The sequence below is a fragment of the Leifsonia sp. NPDC058230 genome, assembly GCF_042882245.1.
Classification (GTDB): domain Bacteria; phylum Actinomycetota; class Actinomycetes; order Actinomycetales; family Microbacteriaceae; genus Leifsonia.
Window position 1 is genome coordinate 215,682 of record NZ_JBHVWM010000002.1, and the last position, 18,700, is coordinate 234,381.

Genomic DNA, 18,700 nt, shown 5'->3' on the forward strand with positions numbered 1-18,700 from the left:
GCCGACGGGTGCCCGCGCCGTGCCTCAGGCCTGCGGCGTGAGGAGGTCGAGCAGCGCGCCTCCCCGTCGGCGGTCGAAGCCGAAGGTGGCGATGTCCGCGTAGCGATGACCGGTGACGCGAACTCCCATGTCGACCACCAGGACCGAGGCGCAGGATGCTCGCACCGAATCGATGAGCCGTGTCGCGTATCCGTGAGCCTCGTTGTCGATTCCGAAGACGATCGCCGGCATGAGCGTCGCCAGGACGAGATCCGGGTCGTCGGCAGGGCCGACGGTCACGACCGGGTTGTCGGGCCAACGCCGCCGAACGGGGGCGGCAGGATCCGTCCACGCCTCGGCGAGCGTCGACCAGCGCGGAACGCCGAGCACCTCGTTGTCGATCGTCGCGAGACGCACGACGGTGCAGCGCTCCTGGAACTCCGGGAGCGCATCCCTGGCTCCAGGCGCGAACGCGAAGGTCTCCGCGATGGCAGCGGATGCAGGACGCTCCAGGAGCATGGTCATCAGGAGACCCCGAGCTGCGCCGAGAGCACCAGCACGACGCAGCCGCGCACGACGATGTCGCGCCCCTGACTGGTCATCCTGAGGGTTGCATCCGAGTGGAAACCGGCCATCGTGCGATTGCGCAGGGTCTCTCCCACGGCCTCGAGGAGCGGCCCGGCGAGGAGCTCCTCCGGTCCGCTCACGACCACTTCCGAGAGGTTCAGGGCACCGACGATGGGAGCGAGCGCCACTCCCAGGCGCTGCCCCGCCTCTCTGAGCACAGGGGCGACGGGTTCGCCGGAAATCGCTGCAGCGGCGACCCTTGACTCGAGCCGGGGAACGGCCAGCCACGCTTCCAGGCACTTCTCGCGGTCATAGGGCGTGTCTGCTCCGTCGTCGGTGCCGACCATGACCTGCCCGATCTCGCCTGCGGCGAAGCGGCTGCCGAGCACGAGGGCGCCGGCGACCAGCAACCCCGACCCGACGCCGTGGCCCACCTTCACGAGCATCATGTCGCCGTGAGCTCCGCCGAAGCCGTGCTCGGCGAGCACCGCGACGTTCGCGTCGTTCGCGACGAAGACCGGGAGTGAGGTGCGCTCTGCGACCAGCCGCTGCAGCGGCTCGTCGGTCCAGCCGAGGTTCGGTGCGGAGTTCACGGTGCCCGACGCGTCCACGATGCCGGGCGAGCCGATGCCGATGCCGAGGATGGGCGCGCTCGTGAGCGAGATCAGCCGGTCGACCAGGGTGAGCACCTTTGCCATCGCCTCGTCTCCGCGGCTGCCGGCGAGGGCGATCTCCGCGCTCGCGAGGGCGCGACCGTCGATGTCGAGGACTGCGCCCCGGAACACGGAGTGCTCGCTCAGGTCGACGCCGATGATCTGGGTGGCGCCGCGATTCATGTCGAGCAGGACCGCGGGTTTGCCCGGTCGCGCATCGTCGCGCTGACCGACCTCGAGGATCAGATCCTCGGCGATGAGCTCGGCCACCAGGTCGGAGATCGTGACCCGGGTGAGGCCGGTGGCTCTGGCGAGATCGGCACGGCTGACCTGACCCGAACGGTAGAGAGTCTGAAGCACCAGCGACCGATTGTGGTTGCGCGCGTGCTCGGGGAGCACCTTGGTGCGGGGGCGCAATGCACGGCCGGGGAGCATCCCCCGGTCGGCCTGAACCCGGCCCAGGTCACCCAGCGTCGAACGCCGTCCCTCATCCACCAGCATGTTTGTTAGTAAAGTCGACAATCAAAGTTTTGGCAAGAGGTTGACGTCATTCCGGCGCGATCGGGCGTGATTGCGGCGAGTACGCGTCGAGCAACGGAACCTTACTTTGTATAGAAGCCGAACATTCGCCCCTGCTGTGCCGTCAACGCAACGCGGCCCGCACGGATAATCCGTGCGGGCCGCGTTCTGCGGGCGCCTACTTGCCTTCGGCGGCCAGGGCGTCTGCGATCGCCTGGGAGAGCCGGGTGTCCGCCGCACCGTATGCGGCCCAGTCTCCGGCCTTGAGGGCGGCCTCCTTGTCGTTGATGGCGGTCTGCGCAGCGGCCAACGCCGCCTGCAGAGCAGCATTGTCGGTCGGCGAGGGTGTTTCCGTGCCGTCGCCGGTCCCGGTCGTCGGCGGAGTCTCCCCCGTGGTCGGCGGAACGTTGGTGTCACCGGCGCTCGCTCCGGAATCACCTCCGAACAGCACATCCAGCGCCTGGTCGAGGGTGTCCTCGAAAGCGATCTTGTCGCCGAACGCGACGAGCACCTTCTGCAGCAGCGGGTAGCTCGTCTCACCCGTGGACTTGACGTACACCGGTTGCACGTAGAGCAGGCCGCCACCGACCGGCAGCGTCAGCAGGTTGCCGTTGATCACATCCGTCTTGCCCTGTCTCAACAGGTTGAGCTGTTGCGAGACCGTCGGATCGGAGTTGAAGCTGTTCTGCACCTGCCCTGGCCCGGGAACGGTGTCGCTCGATGGCAACGTCAAGAGTCTCAACTTGCCGTAACTGTCCGCCCGTTTACCCTTGGTGGACCCCGCATTCGAGTCGACGGCGAGGTAGCCGCGCAGCACCGATCTGCTCGAATCGCCGGACGCCAAGGGGATGAACGTCGTGTAGAGCGAGAACTCCGGCTGGGTCTGGCCCGGCATCTGCAGAGTCAGGTAGTACGGAGGCTGTTGCGGCGTGGCGGTTCCGGCCTCCGCTGTCGGATCGTTCGGCGTCGTCCAGGCGTCGTCGCGCGAGTAGAAGGAGCCGGCGTCGGTCACGTGGTACTGACCCAGCACCGAGCGCTGCACCTTGAACAGGTCGGCCGGGTAGCGGACGTGGCTCATCAGCTGCGCGCTCATGTCGCTCATCGGCTTGACCGTGGTCGGGAAGATCTTCTCCCACGTCTTCAGCACCGGGTCGGTGTCATCCCACGCGTAGAGCGTGACCGAGCCGTCGTAGGCATCGACCGTCGCTTTGACCGAGTTGCGGATGTAGTTGATGTTGTCGAACGCGTATGCCGGCTTCGGCGTCTCGGTGTCGGCGATCGCGTCGCTCAGGCTGCCGACGTGCGAATACGGGAACTGGTCGCTCGTCGTGTAGCCGTCGATGACCCACTTCACGCGGCCGTCGACCACGGTCGGATACGCCTGCGAGTCGAGCGTCAGGTACGGCGCCACCTTCTGCACACGCTTGATCGGGTCGCGGTCGTAGAGGATCTGCGAATTGTTGTTGACCGCATCCGAGAGCACGATCTGCTCGTCCTGGAACTTCAGCGCATAGACCAGGCGCTTGAAGATGTTGTCGAGCTTCGGACCGCCGTTGCCCTGGAACGTCGTGGCCGTCTGCTGGGCGTCGCTCGTGCCTCCCGGGTAGTCGAGCTCGACATCCTTGGTGCCCTTGGGCGCGCCGACGATCGAGTAGGTCGGCGACTGCTGTCCGAAGTAGATGCGCGGCTGATACTCGCCGAGCGAACCGGTCGTCGGGATGCCCGACTCGAGGAACACGGGCTGGCCGTCGCTCGAACGCTGGTTGCCGTAGGCGGCGACGAGGCCGTAGCCGTGCGTGTAGACGATCGTGTCGTTGTACCAGTTCTGGGCGCTGCCGAGGCCGGACTGCTGCAGTTCGCGCACGGCGACCACCGCATCCTGGTCTTTGCCGTCGATGTTGTAGCGGTCGACGGCGAGGTTGTTCGGGAAGGCGTAGTACTGCTTGAACTGCTCCAGCTGCCGGAACGACGGGCTCACGACGGCCGGGTCCATGATGCGGATCTGCGCCGTCGTCTGCGCATCCTGACGCAGAGCGCCCTGTTCGGCGGTGGTCTTGGCGTTGTACGGGGTCATCTCGATGTCGCCCAGACCGTACGCGTCACGGGTGGCGTCGATGCCTCGTTGAATGTATGGCGTCTCGAGCGTCTTCTGGCTCGGCTCGACCTGGAAGCGCTGAACGACCCAGGGGACGATCGCGCCGGCGACGAGGGCGGTGACGATGAGGAGAGCGGTTCCGACGATCGGGAAGCGCCAGCGTCCGATGAACGCCGTCAGCAGGAAGAGCAGCGCGACGAAGATGGCACTGCCTGCGAGGATCGTGCGCCCGGGGATCGTGGCGTTCACATCCGTGTACGCAGCGCCGTTGATCATGTCGTTGACGTTCGAGTCGGTGACGGTCGCGTAGCGGTCGAGCCAGATGCTCACAGCCTGAAGCAGCAGGTAGAGCGCGGCGACGATCGCGATCTGAACGCGTGCGGCCTTGGAGATGCGCACCTCACGGCCGCTGATGCGGATGGATCCGTAGAGGTAGCAGGTGGCCAGCGTCGCGATGAGCGAGATGATGGTGACCGCGGAGGCGAAGCCGACGAGGCTGCGCAGGAACGGCAGGTCGAACAGGTAGAAGCCGATGTCGAGGTGGAACTGCGCATCCGTCTTGCCGTACGCGGTGCCGTTGATCCACATGAGGGCGGTCTGCCAGCGGCTGCCGGCCGACACCCCCGCGAAGATGCCGAAGACGATCGGGATGCCGTACATCGCCAGCCGCCGCAACGGCTCGATGACCTGCTGGTAGCGGTCGAGCTGGCTGTTGAGTTTGGCGTAGACCGGGCGGAGCCGGTAAGCCAGCTGGATCGCCAGCCAGAGAGGCACCGCCATGCCGAGGAACCCGATGAAGAACATCACACCGGCGGCGAGCCACTGCGTCGTCAGCACATTGAGGAAGCCGAGCTGCTGGTACCACAGGATGTCGGCGTACAGTCCCGCGAAGACGAAGAACAGGATGACCAGGGCGACGATCGCACCCAGAGTGATCCAGATGGCGGCACGACGGCGCGCTGGGGGGCGGACTGCGGCTGTTGAACTCACGTGTTGGGCCCTCATTGCTCTTGCGCGGCACGGTCAGACAACCATCCTAGGCGCGGCTCGCTTGGAGAACCCTGCACCCGAGCTGAACGTCGGCGAGCCTATGCGAACGCTATGAAGCGGGGCACCGCGCGAGATCGGAGGTGCTGCCCCCGGAGCTCACGGCATCGAGCACCTTGATCGAGTCGTCGAGCGTCTTGACCGCGAACACATCGAGTCCGCTCGGGATGTGCCCCGTCACCTCGTCGCAGTTGGAGGCGGGTGCGAGGAAGACGGTGGCCCCCGCATCCCTGGCGCCGAACATCTTCTGCCGGATACCGCCGATGGCGCCGACGTTTCCCTCGTTGTCGATGGTGCCGGTCCCGGCGACGCGCTTGCCGCCGTTCAAGTATCCGGGCGTGAGCTTGTCCATGATCCCGAGCGCGAACATCTGTCCCGCGCTCGGCCCGCCGACGTTGTTGAGCTGGATCTTCACGTCGAACGGGAAGGTGTAGTCCATCCCGGCGCCGATGCCGAGCACGACCTGCCCGGCCGACCGGGTCGGCGTGATCTGCACGGTCGAGGCGACCCCGTCGCGCACGATCCCGAGCTGCGCCGCCTTCTCCGTGCCGTTCTCGGTGACGAGCTTGCGCAGTGTCGCGACACCGGGAACGGCCTTGCCGTTGACGCTGAGGATCTCGTCGCCCACCTTGAGCACGTCGGCGGCAGGCGTTCCCTTGATGAGCTGCTTCACCGCGACCGCCTCGGGGAACTCGTAGCCGAGCTTGTTCAGGGCCGCGGCCACAGCATCCTGCTGCGAGTTGACCATCAGCGCGGCGTTCTCGGCGTTCGACTGCTCCGTCGTGGTGCCGGGCGGGAAGACGTCGTCGACCGGGAGCACCGCCTTGGACGGATCGAACCAGGCCGACGCGATCTCGAACCAGCTCGGCCGGGTGTCGGGGTTGCCGACGACCGAGACCGTGAGCAGGTCGAGCGACCCTTTCGTCGGGTACGTCTTCTGACCGGGGATGCTGATGAGCGGCTTGGTCTCGCCGTCTGAGTTCGCACCGACGGGCTCGTCGGTGCCGAGTGTGTTGTACGCCGGACCGGGCTGCTCGATCACATAGGGAGCGGGAACCACCGCCAGCACGAGGGTCACCACGACGGCGACGGCGATCATCGACCAGCCGACGATCACGCGCTTCGACGGAGCGATCCGCTCCGGCTGCTGCCCCAGCGGCGGCTGCAGGTCGTCGTCGGTGAAGAGGCTCACAGGGGTCCCTTTCGCTTGTTCGCCACGGGCGCACAGCCCGACCCCCGAGCCTAGGCCAATTCTCACCAAGGGCCGGAGTACACGGGCTAGCGTAGATTCCAAGCCTGAAAGCCGAACATACGAAAGAGGCATGACGATGGCCGACGAACCGAACCGGGATCCCGACAAGGAGCCTGACGACGAGTTCCGCGACATGCTGAACGAGTTCCTCTCCGGAAACTCCTCGATCGACGCGAGCCAGCTGGCGGGCGCCGCCGGTCTGCCCAACGATCCGGCGAGCATCCAGGCCCTCCTCTCCCAGTTGCAGAACGCCATCCGCTCGAGCGACGGCGGCATCAACTGGGATCTCGCCCTCGAGCAGGCCCGTACTCTCGCCGCCCAGGATGCGCACACGGTCACCCCGGCGGAGCGCGCCACTCTCGACCAGGCGTTCAACGTCGCGGCCCTCTGGCTCGACAACGTGACCTCGGTGGCCGAGCTCACCAGCCCGCCGCTGCTGATCGGCCGCGCCGAGTGGGCGCGCCAGACCATGCCGATCTGGTCGCAGCTCGCCGAGCCCGTGGCCCTGAGCATCTCCGACGCGCTGACCCGGGTGCTCACCGAGCAGGCGCCCGAAGAGATGCAGGGGATGATCGCCAACGCCGGCCAGGTCATGCGCTCCATCGGCGGCGCACTCTTCGCCATGCAGCTCGGTCAGGTGGTCGGACAGCTCGCCAAGGAGGTCGTGTCCGGCGGCGACATCGGCATCCCGCTGATGGAAGACGGCACGGCCGCGCTCATCCCCCAGAACGTCGACGAGTTCGGCGACGGCCTCGACATCCCCATCGACCAGGTTCAGCTGTACCTCGCCGTGCGCGAGTTGGCGCACGCCCGGCTGTTCCGCCACGCGAAGTGGCTGCGGCTGCAGCTGATCACACAGATCACCGCGTTCGCCAAGGGCATCACCATCGACACCGATCGCCTTGAAGAACTCGCAGAAGGATTCGACCCGTCGAATCCCGAGGAGCTCCGTGAGGCGATGGTGAGCGGTGCCCTCATCCCGCCGAAGTCGGAGGAGCAGCAGGAGGCTCTCGCCCGGCTCGAGACGACGCTCGCGCTCGTCGAAGGCTGGGTCGACGTCGTCACCGCGAACGCCACCACGCTCCTTCCGAAGGCCGACGCCGTCGCCGAGACCGTTCGGCGCCGTCGCGCATCGGGCGGCCCCGCCGAGTCGGCGTTCGCCACCCTCGTCGGCCTCGAGCTGCGCCCGCGTCGCTTGCGCGATGCGGCGGCCATGTGGCGCGCCGTCACCGATGCGGTGGGGGCGGATGCCCGCGACGACCTGTGGTCGCACCCCGATCTGCTCCCCCAGTCGGCCGACCTCGACGACCCCTCGAAGCTGGTCTCCCGGCTGACGGCGACCGCGAACGGCGAGGAACCGGAGTATGACGCCCTCGACCAGGCGCTCGAAGACCTGCTCCGGGGCGACACGGAACGCCCGAAAGAGGACTGACACCGCCCGAACCGACCGATTTGGCGACCCCTGTGGAGAACTTCTGCGGGGGTCGTTCGTTTCACGGCAGGATACCGGGATGACCATCGCACTCGATCCGCACATCCCCCGCGTGTGGCGCACGCCGAACATCCTGCAGTTCGGGGTCGAGCAGCCCGTGCTCACCCTCCACGACCTCAGCAACGCCGAGGAGCGGATGCTCGTCGCGCTCGAAGCGGGCGTCACCATGAGCGGGCTGGAGCTGGTCTCCGAGCGCGCGGGCGGCGATCCGTCGAGCATCGCGCCGTTTCTGGAACGGGTGGAGCCGGTGCTCGCTCCCGCCGGCGGCCGAGCTGCACCAGCCCCGTCGCCGAGCCCGCTCGTGGTGCTCGATGGTCAGGGAGCGACGGCCGTGCGTCTCGCACAGGTCCTCACCGAGAGCGGCCTCGATGCCCGTGCCGGCCTGCGCTGGAACGACCCCGTGCTGGCGCACGCGCAGGCTGCCGTGATCGTCGGCTCCTTCGCCCTCGATCCCGAGCGGCACCAGCGCTGGCTCCGCCGCGACATCCCGCACCTCGCGATCGTGTTCGGCGACCGCACGGCGACGATCGGACCGTTCGTCGAACCGGGAAAGAGTCCGTGCCTCGGCTGCGTCGACCGCCGGCGCACCGATGACGACCCGGATTGGCCCGCGATGGCGTGCCAGCTCAGCACCCGCCCGGTGCGACACGAGACGAGTCTCGTCAGCAGCACCATCGCATCCATCGCAGCCTGGCGGGTGGTCGACCGGGTGCTGGACAATGCCCGGAGCCTCAGCGCCCGCAGCATCGCCGTCGACTACGGGACCGGTGTCACGACCGAGCGGGAGCACCTGCCGCACGAGGAGTGCGGGTGCCGAGCTCTGCCAGGAACCGGGACGGCTGACGTGCCGCTGCGCGGCCGCCCAGATTTCCGGCCTGGGACCAGCTGAGGCGCAACCGGCGCCGAGCGCGCGTGATTCCCACGTACAGCAGCCGGCGCTCCTCGTCGATCTGCTCGAAGGTCTTGGCGTAGCTGATCGGCACGAGACCCTCGTTGAGTCCGACGAGGTGCACGGACTCCCACTCCAGGCCCTTCGCGGAGTGCAGGGTCGCCAGGGTCACGGCCGAGAGCGTCGGCTCGTGCTGCCCGGCCTGGCGCACGAGCAGTTCGTCGGTGAAGCGGCGGAAGGTCGTGCCCTCCGGCGCTTGGTCGACGAGGCCCATGATCGCGTTGAGCGACTCCCAGCGGTCGCGCACCGCTCCGCGGGCTTCGGGCGCCTGCTGTGTCCAGCCGAGGGAGCGCAGCACGTCGCTGACCGATTTGAAGAGCGGCTCGTCGCCGATCGAGACGCTCGCCGCGCGCAGTGACATGATCGCCTGGCGCACCTCGGAGAGGTCGAAGAAGCGTTTGGCGCCGCGGATCTGGTAGCTGATGCCGAGGTCGCCGAGCGCCTGCTCGATCGCGGCGGCCTGCACGTTCACGCGGTAGAGCACCGCGATGTCCTCGGGTTTGGCGCCCGCCGCGAGCTCTGCGGCGACCGCCTGAGCGACACCGCGTGCCTCGGCCCGATCGTCGGGGTACGCGATCGGCTCCGGCACATCGGATGCAGCCGATCCCTCCTGCGCGCGCTCGACCGCCGAGTGCAGGGTGAGGGCACCCGAGCGACCGCGCATCAGCCGGTTGGCGGCATCCACGACATCCGGGGTCGACCGGTAGTTCTGTTCGAGCCGCACGACGGTGGCTCCCGGATGCGCGCGCTCGAAATCGAGCAGGTACTCGCTGCGAGCGCCGGCGAACGAGTAGATGGTCTGACTCGCGTCACCCACCACGCAGAGATCGCGGCGCCCGCCGAGCCAGAGGTCGAGGAGCTGCTGCTGCAGCGGCGAGACATCCTGGTACTCGTCGACGACGAAGAACCGGTACTGCTCCCGCACCTGCATGGCGACCGCCGGCTCGATCTCGATCATTCCCGCGCAGGCGAGCAGCACATCCTCGAAGTCGAACTGCTTGCGCTCGTCTTTCAGGTCTTCGTACGTCTGCAGCATCAGCAGGAGCTGTTCGGCGGTCAGGGTGCCGGGAATGGTCCGTGCGGGGACCCGGCCCGCGTACTGCTCGATGCTCAACCCCGACACCTTGCGCCACTCCACCTCGGCGGCGATGTCGCGCAGGGTGGCCGTGTCGAGCTTGAGTCCCAGCCGCTCCGCCGCGTGGCCGAGGATGCGCCCCTTGCTGTCGAGCACGCTCGGAAGGTTGCCGCCGACGACCTGTGGCCAGAAGAAGTTGAGCTGCGACAGCGCGGCGGCGTGGAACGTGCGTGCCGCGACTCCCCCGGCGCCCAGCTGACGCAGCCTGCCGCGAAGCTCGGCCGCCGACCTGTTGGTGAAGGTCAGAGCCATCACGCGGTTCGGCGCATACGCCCCGCTGGCGACACCGTAGGCGATGCGGTGCGTGATCGCTCTGGTCTTGCCCGTTCCCGCACCGGCGAGGATGCACACCGGCCCGAGCAGCGCCTCTGCCGCGACCCGCTGCTGGGCGTCGAGGCCGTCGAGGAGGCTCTCCGGCGTCACGGTGCGACCGGTGCCTCGTCGAGCGATCCGCCGTACCAGTCCTCGATCAGGGCGCGGGCGATCGAGGAGCGTCCGGGCAGGATGATCTGCTCCCGCGCCGCCCAGAGCTCTTCTCGGCTGAACCAGCGGAGGTCGAGGATCTCCTCGCCGTCCGGATCGAGCGCGTCCGCGGGCTGGTCGTCGGCGAGTCGCGCCGTGAAGCCGACCATGACCGAAGCGGGGAACGGCCAGGGCTGCGACCCCTTGTATTGCGCATCCACCACCCGCACGCCGGCCTCCTCGAAGATCTCACGCTCGACGGCGGACTCGAACGACTCCCCCGGCTCGACGAAACCGGCGAGCAGCGAGTAGCGCGAGTTCTCCCACATCGCGTTCGAGCCGAGCAGCAGCCGGTCGTCCGCGTCGAGCACGGTGACGATTACCGCCGGGTCGGTGCGGGGGAAGATCTGGGAGCCGTCTTCGAAGCACTTGCGCACCCACCCGGCCTCCTCGACGACGGTCGGCGTTCCGCACCGCGGGCAGTGCGTGTGCGAGGCGTGCCAGTTGGCGATCGCAAGCGCCTCCGTGAAGAGACCGGCGTCGCGGTCGCTCAGCGCAGTGGCGACGGTGCGCAGGTTGCCCCAGCGCGACTCATCGGGTTCGAGTTCGATCGCAGCCGCATCCGTGAGCACCTCGAGCACCACTGCGGTGCCTGCGGGCTCCTTCTCGGTCGCCGTCAGCGTGCGCCCGAGATAGACGCGCACCAGCGCGGCCGATACGTCATCGACGGGAAGCAGCTCCAATTCGGCGGTGCCCGGGCCGGATGATCCCCAGCCGTCGGCCGCGGGCGTCGCCGCCTCGACGCTGTCCGGCGTGAGCAGCGCGCGACCCTTCCAGAGCGGCAGCACGCGTGTTCCCGGCTCCTCCCACAACTCGTCGAACAGCGCCGGCCGCGACCGCGCGACGTGGTCCCGGTCGACAGAATGACGGGAAAGAGGCAGGGAAGCGAGAGGGATGCTCGACATAGGGGTCCTTTCAAGGCGTGGCGAACAGACCCACGCGGGGAAGCCATTTAACCTAGGTGCATGGCCAGATCCCATCTCACTCTAGCCGCGCTGGCCACCTCGGCCGTCGCTGGACTCGAGGTCTCCGGTGCCCGCAGCTTCAGCCAGGGCGGGGCGGCCGAATACGACTCCGCGCTGCTGAACGGGCGTGACGGGCAGACGTACATCATCCGCGTTCCCACCTCTCAGGCCGCCGAGACGGAGCAGAGCGCCGATCTCGTCGCACTGCGCGCGCTCACCACGGGCATCCGCAGCCGCCTGCCGTTCGACGTGCCCGCCTACCGGGGTCAGACACCGATCGGCGGCACCCGTGCCCTGGTCTACGAATTCCTCCCCGGCCACCACATCGAGGTCGACGACGTTCCGCCCGGTGACGGACTCGCCGGCTCCATCGGTCACGCGATCGCGGCCATCCACACGCTTCCCACCAACTTCGTCGGCGAGGCCGGGCTTCCCGTGCTGAGTGCGAGCGAATCGCACACGGCGACGACATCGCTCATCGAGCAGTCGGCATCGACCGGCCTGCTCCCCAGCGCCCTGCGCGACCGCTGGCGCGACGCATCCGCCGACACCTCGCTCTGGCAGTTCCAGCCGACCGTGATCAACGGCGCACTGACGGTCGATTCGTTCCTCGTCGAAGAGGAATCGGTCACCGCTGTGCTGGGCTGGTCGGCTCTGCGAGTGGGCGACCCGGCCCGCGACCTGCACTGGCTCCTCGCCATGAACCCCGACGCCACCGAGGGTGCCCTCGGGGCGTACGCGTCGACGCGCCAGGTCGCCACCGACCGGCAGTTCACGCAGCGGGCGATGCTCTACGCAGAGCTCGAGGTCGCCCGCTGGCTGCTGCACGGACGCGAAGTGCGCAACCAGTCGATCGTCGACGACGCGGTGAGCATGCTCGATGGTCTCGTGGATCGCGTCCACACCAACTCCGCGACCCCTCTATCGACCGCGACCGGCCCGATCATGGCCATCGACGACGTGGAGGCGATGCTCGACCGCACCCCCGGCGACAGGAACTCGGACGATTACGGTCACGCGGGCGGCATGAAGCCCGTGGTCGACGACCAGAGCGAGCGCAACTCCTCCTCGGAGTAGATGCGCTCCGGACGCACGACCCGGTCGTCGGCAACGAAGTAGAAGACGGCGTCGATGAGCTCGGGATCCACACCCTTGTACCGCGCGAACGCGAGCCGGTACAGCGCCAACTGCAGCTGCTTGCTTTCGAGATCGTCGGCATCCCGTGGCGCCTTGCCCGTCTTCCAGTCGACGATCTGATACGAGTGGATGCCATCGTCGGCCGGATAGACGGCGTCGAGCTTGCAGACCACGACCTGGTCGGCGAGCGTGATGTGGATCTCGATCTCCACCTCGTCGGGACGGCGGTCGGCCCACTCGCTCGCCGCGAAGGTGCGCTGCAGGGCGGCGAGGGCCTCGGCCTCGAGCGGCTCCCCCGCCGGATCGTCGAGCTCCGCCGCCGTGGCGTCGATCACGTCCGACGCACCGCCGACGGTACCGTAGCGCTGCTCGACCCAGCCGTGGAAGAGCGTGCCCAACCGCGTCTGCCGATACGGCCTCTCGGGCATCGGGCGGCGAAGTGCCGACGCGACGGAACCGGGGTCGGTGACATAGTCCTTGAAGCGGGACGCCGGGATGCGCGTCGGCAGTTCCACGAGCTGTGCTTCCGCCGCCCGGCGCGCGCGCTCGGCGAGGAGCAGATCGATGTCGTCCGCGTACACACCGCCGCCGCGAGACCCGCGATCCATGGCCGAACGCACGGCCGCGGCCGCGGCGACGACACGCTCCCGTCGTGAACCGAGCGGGTCGAGCGGCCACGACACCGTCTGGGTGGCGAGCGCATACGGGTTCTCGTCGGGCTCGTCGCACGCGGGGAACGCATCGTCGGCCAGCAGTCCCGCCGCCTGCAGCTCCAGCAGGAATGCGCCGGGGCCGCGCGGCTTCGTCTGCGTCGACCAGTACGATCCGGACAACAGCAGGCTCTGCCGTGCCCGGGTCACCGCGACGTAGACGAGTCGCCGCTGTTCGGCCGCGTGGCGGTCGACGACCTCCTGCTCGAAGGCTTTCACGGCCTCGTCGACGTCTTTCTGGGTCTCGGCCGTGCGCCAGGCGAGCAGGGGCAGCTCGATCGCGTCGCCCCGGAACTCGTACGGCAGCTCGCCGAACGCCAGCCAGCCCTTCTTGCTGAGCGGGCCACCGGGAAGTTCGCCCTCCACCATTCTGGGTACGGCCACCACGTCCCACTCGAGGCCCTTCGAACCGTGGATCGTCAGGATCTGCACGGTCCCCGGCTCCGGTTCCTCGCTTCGCGGCGCGAGGTTGTCGCGCCGCTCGGCCTCGGCCAGCCAGGACAGGAACGAGCCCAGTGTCGCCTGTTCGTCGCTCGCCAGATAGGAGGAGACCTGCTCGGCGAAGGCGTCGAGGCTGGCCTGTCCGAGCTGGGCCGACTCGTTCGCCGCGACCTCGATGTCGAGCAGCAGTTCCTGCTGCACCAGAGTGACGAGATCGAGCAGGTCGAGGCCGACCCGGGAGCGCAGGTAGTCGAGGCGGCGGCCCGCGGCGCGCATCCGGTCGAGCCCGATCGTGCTGAAACCGGCCAGCTGGCTGTGGCCATCGGGCGCATCGACCACGAAGTCGAGCGCATCCACCAGCGACGCGGATTCGTCTCCCGCGACCGACTGCCGCAGCCGTTCGCGCACAGCCGGGTCGAGTTCTCGGAAGCGGTGGTCACGTGCCGCCAGCCAGGAGGCGACGCCACGGAGCGCGGCGATGTCCTTCGGGCCGATCCGCCAGCGCGCGCCCGTGAGAACCCGGATCAGCTCGGATCCGGCAGTCGGGTCGTGCATGACCCGCATCGCACTCACGAGGTCGGCGATCGCAGGCTGCTCGAGCAGTCCCCCGAGCCCGAGCACGTGGAACGGGATGCCGCGTTCGGCCAGGGCGGCGGTGAACGGGTCGATCTTCTTGAGCGAGCGGCACAGCAGCGCGGCACTCGGACCACGACCCTCGTCGTCCCGCTGCGCAAGACGTTCGGCGAGCCAGTCTGCGACGACGGCCGCTTCGTCGGCGACCGTCTGCTCGAAGCGCGTGTCCAGTCGCCCCGGCTCGGCGCCCGGGCGCGGTTCGAGGCGCTCGACGTGAACCGGGGACCCCTCCGAGAGCGGCCCGACGAGCGCATTCGCTGCATCCAGGACCCGGGTGGGATTGCGCCAGCTGGTCGAGAGCGCATACTCGGCGGCACCGTCCGGGGCCCCGGTGAAGTCGAGCGAGAAACGCCCCAGGTTGGCCGCGCTCGCACCGCGCCACCCGTAGATCGACTGGTGCGGGTCGCCGACAGCCATCACCGCCTGACCGGCGAAGAGCCGGGAGAGCAGCAGCGTCTGCACCACGGACGTGTCCTGGTATTCGTCGAGGAGGATCACCCGGTAGCGCTGGCGATAGTCGTCGACGACGCCGGGCAGCTTCTCGCTCACCCGCAGTGCGAGTGCGACCTGATCGGAGTACTCGACGAACCCGCGGCGCACCTTCTCGGACGAGAACTGCTCGGCCAGGTCGAGGAGGGGCGGAAGCGAACCGACGACTGCGATCGCATCGCGAACGGACTTGTACGCCTCCTTGACCTGCCGACTGCCGGTCGGCAGGTCGACCACGCCGGCGAAGGACTGGATCATCCGCTCCACCTCGGCGGGCTCGGCGACGTTCTCACTGAGCGCCCTGCTGAGTGCGATGACCGCGCTCGTCACGACGTCGACGCTCTTCTCCAACTCGACCAGCCGGTCGTCGGTGCTCGTGACCACCAGCCGCCGGGCGATCTGCCAGGCCGAGGCCTCGCTCAGCACGGCCGACTCGGGTTCGCGACCGATCAGCAGCGCGTTCTCGCGGAAGATCGCGTTCGCGAACGCGTTGTACGTGGCGACCGTCGGCGCGTCGAAGGGATCGAACTCGAGGTCGGTGAGCCCGGAGGCCACGAGCTGCTCGATGCGCTTGCGGATGCGCAGCGCCAGCTCCCCCGCGGCCTTTCGGGTGAAGGTCAGGCCGAGGATCTCCGGAACCCGCACGTGCCCGTTGGCCAGCAGCCACACCACGCGGTTGGCCATCGTCTCGGTCTTTCCGCTGCCGGCACCGGCCACGACGATCGCCGGTCCGAGAGGCGCCTCGATCACCGCCTGCTGCTGCGCGGTCGGCGAGGGCAGTCCCAGAACCTCGGCGATCCTCACCGCGCTGAGCTGCCGGCCGCCGACACGGGGCTCCGGATGCGCGCGCTCCTGGGCCAGCGCGAGCTCCACGAGGTCGAACGCCTCCTCAACGTCCCAGTCGAGCAGACCGTCGAGACCCTCGTCAGTGGTGTTCTCCTCGGTCATGCGCTCACCGCTGGCACCAGGTGGATGCGGTACTCGTATGCGGCATGCGGGTCGCGCTCCTCCAGGTTCAGCACCGCGAGGAAGGTGCTGTCGGCCATGCCGCCGGCCGCTGCGGCCACGCGCTCGCGCAGCCGCTGGAGCCCGTCGTCGTCCTGACGCTCCTGCACCACCTCGCGATAGTTCTTGCCGCGGGTGCCCGTGCTCACGAAGAGCAGCTTGGCCCCTCCGGAGGGGAGCTGCGCATCCTCGGATCGCTCGATCGCGCCGTGTTCGAGCGCAAGCTGGTATGCGCCGAGCTGAGCGTGCTCGGCCACCTTGGCCGCCGACGGCACCGTCTTGCCCGTCTTCAGGTCGACGATCACGATGGTTCCCTCCGGGGTGCGCTCGACACGGTCGATCGTGCCGGTGACGAGCGCCTGCCCCAGCTCGAGCTGGAACTGGCCCTCGGAACCGAGCAGCACGCCCCCGGCGCGATCGAAGTCGCGCAGATACTCGGAGAGCCCTTCCGTCAGCCGTCGGGTGCGCCGCCGCTCCTTTTCCTCAAGCCACGGCGATTCGAACTGGAGCTCGCCCCAGCGCCGTTCGACGCCCTCCCAGATGTGCTCGACGCTGAGATCGCCCTCGGGTTCGGTGCTCACCTGCTCCATCACGGCATGCACCACCGTGCCGATTCCGGCCGCCAGCCCGCTCGGCGACGACGCCATCGCATCCACGAACCAGGCGAGCGGGGACTTCTCGTAGGTCTCGAGGCGAGACGGCGACACCCGCACGCGTGCCTCCGGGTCGGTCAGATCGACGAGAGGTTCGTCGGTGGAGGGCTCGATCAGCCCGTACCACTCGGCGGGATCGGCGCCTTCGACCGCGGACACGGCGAGCCTCGCCAAGGCGTCGGCCGCATCCGGGGACCCGGCGGTCACCAGCCGCCGGCGCAAGCGACCGACCATCCCACGCAGGGAGAGCGGATGCGCAGAGTCGTCGGTGTCGTGCACCGCGTTCTCACCCGCGAGCCGCAGGAACGGCGACGGCTGCTCGTCGTCGTTCGCCGTGGCGGTGAGGATCACCTGTCCGCGGGCGCGCGAGACGGCGAGCGCGAACATCCTCAGCTCGTCGCCCATCACCTGGGCCCGCTCGTCGCCGGTCACGGATGCTGTGCCCGCGGCGACCTCGCCCAGCTCCTGCGGGTGCAGCAGCGATCCCCGAAGCCGCAGGTTCGGCCAGACGCTCTCCTGCAGACCCGCGACGGCGACCACTTCGAACTCGGCACCGATCGTGGCGCTCGGCGTGCACACCAGCACCGCATCGGAGGTCGTCTGGGCCGCGAGGGTGTCTTCGGGCACCTCGGCGTCGAGGAGTTCGCGCACGAACAGGGCGGCCGGTTTTTCGGGGTAACGCTCCACGAAACGGCGGGCAGCCGTGAAGAGCGCGACGACGCCGTCGAGGTGCCGGTTCGCCTCGTCGGCGACGATGCCGCTGCGCTCGGACTGCTCGAGCCAGCGCTTCGCCAAGCCGCTGCGCTCCCAGGCCTGCCAGAGCAGTTCCTCCACGGTGGCGCCCTCGGCTGCCTTCTCGCTGCCCGAATGCAGGGTCTCGGCAAGCCGCGCGGCACGCCGGGCGGGAGACGAGTCGATGGTCGCGAACCGCCCGGGAGCGCCGAGAGCCTCCACGAGCAACTCGTCGGCGGGGCGGTTGCCCCCTCCGGCGAGCTCCTCTTGCCGCAGGGCGAGGCGCAACCGGCGCAGACTCACGCCGTCGAGGCCGCCGAACGGCCCGACGAGGAGGTCGGCCGCCAGCGCAGCGGTCAGCTCGACCGAGCCCAGTTCGACGCCGATCACGGTGAGCAGTTGACGGGCGGCGAAGTCGTCGCGGAGGGCCCGCCCCGCGACCGAGGTCTTGGTCGGAACCTCGGCCACCGCGAGCGCCCTGGCCAGCGGAGGCACGCGGGCGCCGGAGCGCACCACAACGGCCATCCGGCCCCACGGGACACCGTCGAGCAAGTGCCGTTCGCGAAGTTTGCGCGCCAGACGCGCCGACTCCGCGGGGGCCGAGGTCGCTTCGATGCAGACGATCTGGGGCACACCGGCCTCCTGGCCCGGTCGCCCCGCCTCGGCGAGTCGCTGCACGCCTGCCGCGGCAGTACCGATCCGCTCGGTCACGGCCGACGTCAGTGCGCGCAGTGCGGGCGACTGCCGGTGAGCCGTGGCGAGCACGAAGCGCGTGACGGGAACGCCGAGTCGCACATCCAGCTGCCCGAGGGCCGAGGCTTCGGCACCGCGGAAGGCCGTCGACGCGACGTCCGGGTCGCCGAACGCCACCACGGCGACACCGCGCGCGGCGAATGCCCGCAAGAGCGAGAGGGTGGCGACGGTCGCCTCCTGCAGGTCGTCCACGAGGATCAGCCGGAGCCGCCCCAGCGCCCCGTCGCGGGTGACGATGGTGACAGCGTTGTCGATCAGCTCCGCCGAATCGACGAACGAGTCGCGGTAGTTCGCCACCACCTCGCGGTACTCGCGGATGAAACGCGCGGCGGCCCGCCACTCGGGATGGTCCGCGATCGCGCCGAGCTCGGAGAGCCTGCCGGGGCTCACGCCGTGCTCGACGCAGCGGGCCATCAGCTCGCGCAGCTCGGTTCTGAAGCCCCGGAGGGTGCGCACCTCTTCGCCGAGCGGATCGGGCCAGACCGGCCCCGTGCCGTCTTCGATGTGACCGGCCAGCAGCTCGGCGATGATCTGATCCTGCTCGCCGCCCGTCAGCAGCCGTGGCGGTTCCGTCGCGGTGGCGCGAGCCCGCTCGCCCACGATCTGGAAGGCGAGGGAGGTCGCGGTGCGCGCCAGCGGTCCGACGGTGGGCACAGCGATTCGCAGGGCGATGCGGTCGCGCAAGCGCGTCGCCGAGGAGCGGGATGCGGTGAGAGCGAGCACCTCATCCGTCGCGTATCCGCGGCCCAGCACCCGCTCCGCCAGCACCTCCACCAGCGCCGTGGTCTTCCCTGTTCCCGGCGCACCGAGCACCGCCGCGGACTGCCCGTCGGAGAGCATCAGCACGCGCTGCTGGGACTCGTCGAGCACCAGGTCGATCGGGTCGCCGGCCGCCGTCGGGCGAGGCAGGAAACCACGGATCGTCATGACTAGAACGGTACCGGCGTCCGCCGACAGAGAACGTGTCGCAGC

Annotated in this window: 11 protein-coding genes; 3 read left to right on the forward strand and 8 right to left on the reverse strand. The window is 69.0% G+C overall.

Annotated elements, in window-relative coordinates:
• Window positions 1-24 precede the first annotated feature (24 nt).
• The 4 genes from ACFVV0_RS06685 to ACFVV0_RS06700 all read right to left on the reverse strand — a co-directional run bounded on the left by ACFVV0_RS06685 (window position 25) and on the right by ACFVV0_RS06700 (window position 6,052).
• Window positions 25-504 (reverse strand): hypothetical protein, encoded by a 480-nt coding sequence (locus tag ACFVV0_RS06685; protein ID WP_387060088.1) that lies wholly within the window; start codon window positions 502-504, stop codon window positions 25-27.
• Window positions 504-1,634 (reverse strand): ROK family transcriptional regulator, encoded by a 1,131-nt coding sequence (locus ACFVV0_RS06690; protein ID WP_387061744.1) that lies wholly within the window; start codon window positions 1,632-1,634, stop codon window positions 504-506. The genes ACFVV0_RS06685 and ACFVV0_RS06690 overlap by 1 nt, the downstream gene beginning before the upstream one ends.
• A 262-nt stretch (window positions 1,635-1,896) precedes the next feature.
• The gene (locus ACFVV0_RS06695; protein ID WP_387060090.1) at window positions 1,897-4,803 is read right to left on the reverse strand and encodes a UPF0182 family protein; all 2,907 of its coding nucleotides are present in this window, start codon (window positions 4,801-4,803) and stop codon (window positions 1,897-1,899) included.
• A gap of 109 nt (window positions 4,804-4,912) precedes the next feature.
• Complete coding sequence (locus ACFVV0_RS06700) at window positions 4,913-6,052, reverse strand: PDZ domain-containing protein (RefSeq protein WP_387060094.1); 1,140 nt, start codon at window positions 6,050-6,052, stop codon at window positions 4,913-4,915.
• Window positions 6,053-6,188: 136 nt separating this feature from the next.
• Here ACFVV0_RS06700 and ACFVV0_RS06705 point away from each other — a divergent pair, with 136 nt between their 5' ends.
• Window positions 6,189-7,544: a zinc-dependent metalloprotease gene (locus ACFVV0_RS06705; protein ID WP_387061746.1), complete on the forward strand. Its 1,356-nt coding sequence runs from the start codon at window positions 6,189-6,191 to the stop codon at window positions 7,542-7,544.
• 79 nt (window positions 7,545-7,623) lie between these two features.
• Window positions 7,624-8,493, forward strand: coding sequence for a TOMM precursor leader peptide-binding protein (locus ACFVV0_RS06710; protein WP_387060097.1), 870 nt, complete (start codon window positions 7,624-7,626; stop codon window positions 8,491-8,493).
• Here the strand turns inward: ACFVV0_RS06710 and ACFVV0_RS06715 are convergent.
• Both ACFVV0_RS06715 and nudC read right to left on the reverse strand, forming a co-directional pair.
• Entirely contained in the window at window positions 8,375-10,111 is a 1,737-nt protein-coding gene (locus ACFVV0_RS06715) for an ATP-dependent helicase (protein WP_387060100.1), read from the reverse strand. The genes ACFVV0_RS06710 and ACFVV0_RS06715 overlap by 119 nt on opposite strands.
• Window positions 10,108-11,115 (reverse strand): NAD(+) diphosphatase, encoded by a 1,008-nt coding sequence (gene nudC, locus ACFVV0_RS06720; protein ID WP_387060103.1) that lies wholly within the window; start codon window positions 11,113-11,115, stop codon window positions 10,108-10,110. The genes ACFVV0_RS06715 and nudC overlap by 4 nt, the downstream gene beginning before the upstream one ends.
• Before the next feature lie 60 nt (window positions 11,116-11,175).
• Between nudC and ACFVV0_RS06725 the strand changes: the two genes are divergently transcribed.
• Entirely contained in the window at window positions 11,176-12,252 is a 1,077-nt protein-coding gene (locus tag ACFVV0_RS06725) for a phosphotransferase (RefSeq protein ID WP_387060106.1), read from the forward strand.
• Here the strand turns inward: ACFVV0_RS06725 and ACFVV0_RS06730 are convergent.
• Together ACFVV0_RS06730 and ACFVV0_RS06735 are read right to left on the reverse strand one after the other, a co-directional pair.
• Window positions 12,189-15,533 (reverse strand): UvrD-helicase domain-containing protein, encoded by a 3,345-nt coding sequence (locus tag ACFVV0_RS06730; RefSeq protein WP_387060108.1) that lies wholly within the window; start codon window positions 15,531-15,533, stop codon window positions 12,189-12,191. The two genes, ACFVV0_RS06725 and ACFVV0_RS06730, sit on opposite strands and share 64 nt — an antisense overlap.
• The gene (locus tag ACFVV0_RS06735; RefSeq protein WP_387060110.1) at window positions 15,530-18,655 is read right to left on the reverse strand and encodes an ATP-dependent helicase; all 3,126 of its coding nucleotides are present in this window, start codon (window positions 18,653-18,655) and stop codon (window positions 15,530-15,532) included. Before ACFVV0_RS06735 ends, ACFVV0_RS06730 begins: the two co-directional genes overlap by 4 nt.
• Window positions 18,656-18,700: the final 45 nt, after the last annotated feature.

Bases quoted from the DNA above. Each gene is read 5' to 3' on its own strand.
- ACFVV0_RS06730 (WP_387060108.1), bottom strand. From the start codon at position 15,533: ATGACCGAGGAGAACACCACTGACGAGGGTCTCGACGGTCTGCTCGAC.
- ACFVV0_RS06735 (WP_387060110.1), bottom strand. From the start codon at position 18,655: ATGACGATCCGTGGTTTCCTGCCTCGCCCGACGGCGGCCGGCGACCCG.
- nudC (WP_387060103.1), bottom strand. From the start codon at position 11,115: ATGTCGAGCATCCCTCTCGCTTCCCTGCCTCTTTCCCGTCATTCTGTC.
- ACFVV0_RS06710 (WP_387060097.1), top strand. From the start codon at position 7,624: ATGACCATCGCACTCGATCCGCACATCCCCCGCGTGTGGCGCACGCCG.
- ACFVV0_RS06690 (WP_387061744.1), bottom strand. From the start codon at position 1,634: ATGCTCCCCGGCCGTGCATTGCGCCCCCGCACCAAGGTGCTCCCCGAG.
- ACFVV0_RS06725 (WP_387060106.1), top strand. From the start codon at position 11,176: ATGGCCAGATCCCATCTCACTCTAGCCGCGCTGGCCACCTCGGCCGTC.
- ACFVV0_RS06685 (WP_387060088.1), bottom strand. From the start codon at position 504: ATGACCATGCTCCTGGAGCGTCCTGCATCCGCTGCCATCGCGGAGACC.
- ACFVV0_RS06705 (WP_387061746.1), top strand. From the start codon at position 6,189: ATGGCCGACGAACCGAACCGGGATCCCGACAAGGAGCCTGACGACGAG.